This window comes from Okeania sp., assembly GCF_983059655.1.
In genome coordinates, this window is sequence record NZ_CEZPJD010000612.1 from 1 (window position 1) to 4,961 (window position 4,961).

At 40.6% G+C, this 4,961-nt stretch carries 2 protein-coding genes; both read right to left on the bottom strand.

Going from position 1 to position 4,961, the window contains the following annotated elements; all coding sequences use genetic code 11:
• Positions 1–163: 163 nt before the first annotated feature.
• Entirely contained in the window at positions 164–4,015 is a 3,852-nt protein-coding gene (locus AC3DU7_RS25155) for a S8 family serine peptidase (protein ID WP_488042024.1), read from the bottom strand.
• A 592-nt stretch (positions 4,016–4,607) separates the two neighbouring features.
• The coding region (locus AC3DU7_RS25160; RefSeq protein ID WP_488042025.1) for a hypothetical protein at positions 4,608–4,961 on the bottom strand (354 nt) is incomplete at its 5' end.

Sequence of the window (4,961 nt, forward strand, 5' to 3'; positions counted from 1 at the left end):
TACTCCCCCGCTCCCCTACTCCTTAAAAAAGACTTTTTCAGCAAGCCCTAATTAGTAGGAATGTTGCATGCAACGTCCCTACTACTCCTTAAATTTTTTATTGGGGTTATTTAAAGAGACATGATATAAGACCAAACAGTGAATTAAAAAGATGGTACGGTTACTATCTGATAACAAAATCATCAACTTCAAGCAATGCTCCATTACTCAAAGTTGCAAACTGAGCACCATCACCAAAACCATTAGCACTACCATTAGGATTGTAGAATAATGCACCATTATTAGAGTTGTAAACAATAACAGCATCAGAAGTTGCAGCAGCACTATTACTGGTAACAGTAGCAAATTCTGTTTCTATATCGTTAATACCAGTAAATGTGTTTTGGTCGAGGATAATTCGATCTTGACCAACAACAAAATCAGTAATTTCATCCACACCAATATCATCAGCATCAAATTCCTGATTTGTAGCAAAGATAAAACGGTCAATACTAGCACCACCAGATAGAGTGTCATCTCCACTTCCACCATTGAGGCGATCGCGTCCTTGACCACCATTCATCTCATCGTCCCCATCTCCACCGAAGAGACGATCAATACCAAGACGACCTTCTAAAATATCGTTGCCATCTTGGCCATAAAGGAAGTCATCACCACGACTGCCAATAATTTCGTCATCGCCATCATTACCTGCCAGGGTATCAGCGCCATTCAAGCCCACAATAGTATCGTTACCAGTACCACCACTGAGCGCTTCCCCTTGGGAAGTACCTTCAATTAACTGGTCATCATCAGCAGGTGGAGGGGTAATTTCTTCTAAAGCTGTGGCGATCGTATTGTTTGATTTGTCAGTTTCAGGGACATCGTCGAGGGAGTTAATGACCATCCCAATCTGATAATCTGTGTTTTCATCAAAAGTAAACTCATCTACAGTAGGCAGCTCAATAGTTTGGGTAAACTCGTCGGTACTACTGTTACCAGGCAAATCTTCTATCCAAGTAAAATCAAGTGGGAAGTCTTCCTCTGGGTCAATATTAGCATCCTCGGATAAGAAGAAATCTACCCAGAACCCAGTAGCATCATCGCTACCAGTGTTGTCTACAGAAAAGTCAACATCAATAAGCTCACCAGGAATAATTTCTTCTGTAGTTATTTCCAGAAGTTGACTAGATAGATCGATATCATTCTCAAAAGTGGATAAAAGCACTTCTAAGTTAATATTACCAACATCACCATTGAAGCCATCTACTGCGATGTTGTAAGTTTCCCCTGCAACTACATCAAAGGTAATCTCACTTTGGAGACCAAAATCTACACTATCATCACTGCTTGCTACTTCAGTTAATTCAGAAAGGGTTGAACCAGTGTAAGCTGCTAGTACGGTGTCAAAGTCACTACCATCAGTGTTGATGGTGACAGTACCAGATTCTGGAGCAGTATAGCTCCACCACAGAGATGCAGCAGCAGTGTTTTCTGCATGAGCTGGTTCTCCTGGTTCGCTAGTTGCACCCTCATTCCTGCCCATGAAAACATCAGTATCATTCAAAGAAATTCTGTTGGCAAAGTCATCGTTGGCAAGCATATTTGTCTGTAACGACAAAGCTAACTCAACATCTCCTGCTGCTCCATCGAACCCATCCACTGCAATTTTATAGTTAGTTCCAGCTTCTACTTCAAACATGATTTCGCTTTGCACGCCAGTTCCAGCATCGTCATTGCTTGCTACTTCAGTTAACCCCTGGAGAGATGAACCTGTGTAAGCTGCTAAAACTGTGTCGAAAGTACTATCAAAGGTATCAATACTCACTAATCCCGAATCAGGTGCTGTCCAATTCCACCAGATGGAACTACCTCCACTGTTTTCTGCATGGTTAGGCTCATCTGCTTCTTTGGAAGCATTGACGTTACTGGTAGTTACGCTATCAGAAGTACCAGTGAGAGTAGCACTGTCAGCAAAATTATCGTTTGGTATGGATGTAGTTTGCTGGACTAAATCTAAAACAATATTGCCCTGTGCGCCCAAATATCCATCGACGGCAATTTTATAGTTTGTGCCTCCAACAGCGTCAAACATTACCAGACTTTCTACTCCATCACCACTATCATCGTCACTGGCAACTTCAGTTAGTGCTGAGACAGAATTACCTGTATAAATTCCCAATACAGTGTTGAAATCACTACCATTAGTTGTTATCGTAACTAGACCAGATGCGGGTGCTGTCCAATTCCACCAAACAGAACTACCTTCATTCCCCTCAAGTTGATTGTTTGCATGAAGAGGTTCTCCATTTTCGCTGGTTGCTTCAAAGTTGGAGGCTTCAACGTTAGCAGAGGAACCAGTTAAAGGATTACTGTTTGAGAAATTATCGTTTTCTACCCCTGTTGTTGTTTGCGAAAGGTTGAGGACAATATTACCTGTCTCGTTAGAAACTCCATCTACTACAAAATGGTATGTTGTCTCTTCTACAGCATCAAAAACAATTTCACTCTGAGGAGGGTTAGAAGTGCTGTTGTCGTTGCTAGCAATTTCAGTCAGGTTTGAAACAGCATTACCTGTATATGCAGCTAATACAGTATCAAAATTACTGCCGACAGTATTTACAGTTACCTGTCCAGAAGTTGGAGCAGTCCAACTCCACCATACAGAATTATTCTCTCCTGTCTCAGAAACACTAGCTGGCTCTCCTTGCTCAGAAGTTGCATTATTGTTTGTACCATTGACAGTGCTTGATATACCAGAAATAGAGTTGCTATTTTGGAAATTATCATTTTGGACTCGAGGGGATTCCAGTTCTAATGCAGCAGCGAGGTCAAGTCTGGGTTTGGTAATTCCATTCCGGTGGTCTGTAATGGGTTTGCCACTTGTAAGCAACCGTTGCAGAATTTGGTCAGGAGTGTCATTGGGGAAGGCTTGGCCTAAAACAGCAACTGCACCTGCAACATGAGGTGCTGCCATGGAAGTACCATCAAAATTCTCTAATCCTCCAGCAGTGATATACGCTCCTGGTGCTAATATGTCTAGAAATTGGGCACTGTTGGAAAAAGTTGCTACTCGATCTGGTACCGCATTATCCTCATTGTTATAGGAACCTGTAAAGTCATACACCGCACCTACAGATACTGCACTTTCAAAAGCTGCTGGGTTTCCAATTGCGTCTGTAAAGTATTCATTCCCAGAAGCAACAATACTCAGAATTCCTGCTTCCTTTGCATTAAAAATTGCTTGGCCTAGAGGAGCGCTATTGTCAGGAACTGGATTGTTTAACTTGTCGCTACCAAGGCTCATATTGATGGCCTTAATATTATACTGATCTTTGTTATCAATTGACCAGTTAATCGCACTTATAATATCTGCATCGCTGGCACCACCTTTATCAAAAACATCCAGTGCCAAAATATCAGCACCTGGTGCAACTCCAGCAGCAATAGCACTAACGTTAGTTCCATGATCGTTATCATCCTCCGCGCCATCATCAGGAGCAAAGTCCTGAGCAAATGCTACCCGTCCCTCTAATCCTGGAGCATTTGTTCTGGCACCTGTATCCAAAACGGCAATGGCTGTACCTTCTCCAGTAAATCCGCCTGCTACTGCTTGGGGTTGATTGATTAAGGACAGACTTTCTTGTAGCAACGGTTGATATATTTGGGGAACCGATGCTTGTAAAACATCAGGATTTTCTAACAGTTCCGCCAAAGGTATTTCTGAATCAAACCGGATGAAAGAAATTGGTAGGTTTTCATAATCATTTATGATTTCAAACCCTGCTGATAAACCAGAGAGTACCTCTGATTTGAGTTCAGTCAGCAGTTCAGCTTTGTATTCTAAATGTACATCGCTACCTGCCTCAAATTCTCCCTGTTGTATTAAGGTTTGTACCAGTGCATCTATTTCAGCACTATCGAATGAAATAAGAAGTCCTTGGGGTTTTTCATTTGCTAAGGCTCCAACTACATCCTCTAATAAGGCAGTATTAGTGGAGTTTTTCTCTGAAGTTTTGTCTGCAGTTTGATTCATTTTAGTACTCGAGGGCAAAAAAACATTAACTATATAATCATATTTTTTTATATTTGTCAATATTTTTGATAATAAAAAATGGACATATAGCAGATTCCACTAAGCGTGAGGTATACCCATCGCGGGCAAGATGCCCGCACTTGCATTCATTTAATTGTTAATCTCTGTACTTCATATACCACCTTTAGGTGTTATATCAATTTGATAAATTTTTGTTACAAATGGTAGAAGTAAGAAAGAAGGAAGAGGGAAGAAGGAAGAAGGGGTAAATATTGAAAAAAAGGGAAAAAAGATAGATATAACTATCTCAAATGAACTGGAACAGCTATTTTTAAGCATGTCCGATTAATATCCACCTTTTTGTAGCATTCTTTTTTCAAATTGGTGTTAGGTCGTAATAGCAAGCGCCAAGTTAGTGTTTGAAAATTAGTGCGAGCATCTTGCTCGCGTCATGAATCATCATATATTAAAGTTTTTTGATACTGAATTTTGCCCCCCGAGCAAGCCAACTTTGGGGGGAACAAGAGTCAATTTGCTTGCTCTAGTCCCCCAAAATTACGGGATTTAGGGGGCTTGGAAAAGGTTGGATTTTTTACGGTTCTATCCAACCTTGAAAAGCTGCGACTAAAACATTAGCAATTGGGTTATCAATAGCTTCTTTGAATGCTTTTGTTCCTGCTGATTTTAATGCTCCTATTACCCGCTGTTTTAATGTGGGGTTATTTTCAATAATTTCAACAGCTTGAGTAACAATTGCCATTTGACATGCTGTGGTTTCTGTAGGGTTTGATTGTTCTAATTGTTTAAGAAGTTGTTGAATTTCTGCTGCTGTTTCAGCTAAGGTTTTTGGTTGAGCTTCGTAAATAGTCCGAGCAATTTTTGAGTCTTTAATTTCTGCTTCTTTACCAACTACACCAGAATTTTCTGCTTCTTTACCAACTACACC

What these genes read in the sequence shown, in the direction of transcription:
- AC3DU7_RS25155 (WP_488042024.1), bottom strand. Translation starts at nt 4,015, where the DNA reads ATGAATCAAACTGCAGACAAAACTTCAGAGAAAAACTCCACTAATACT.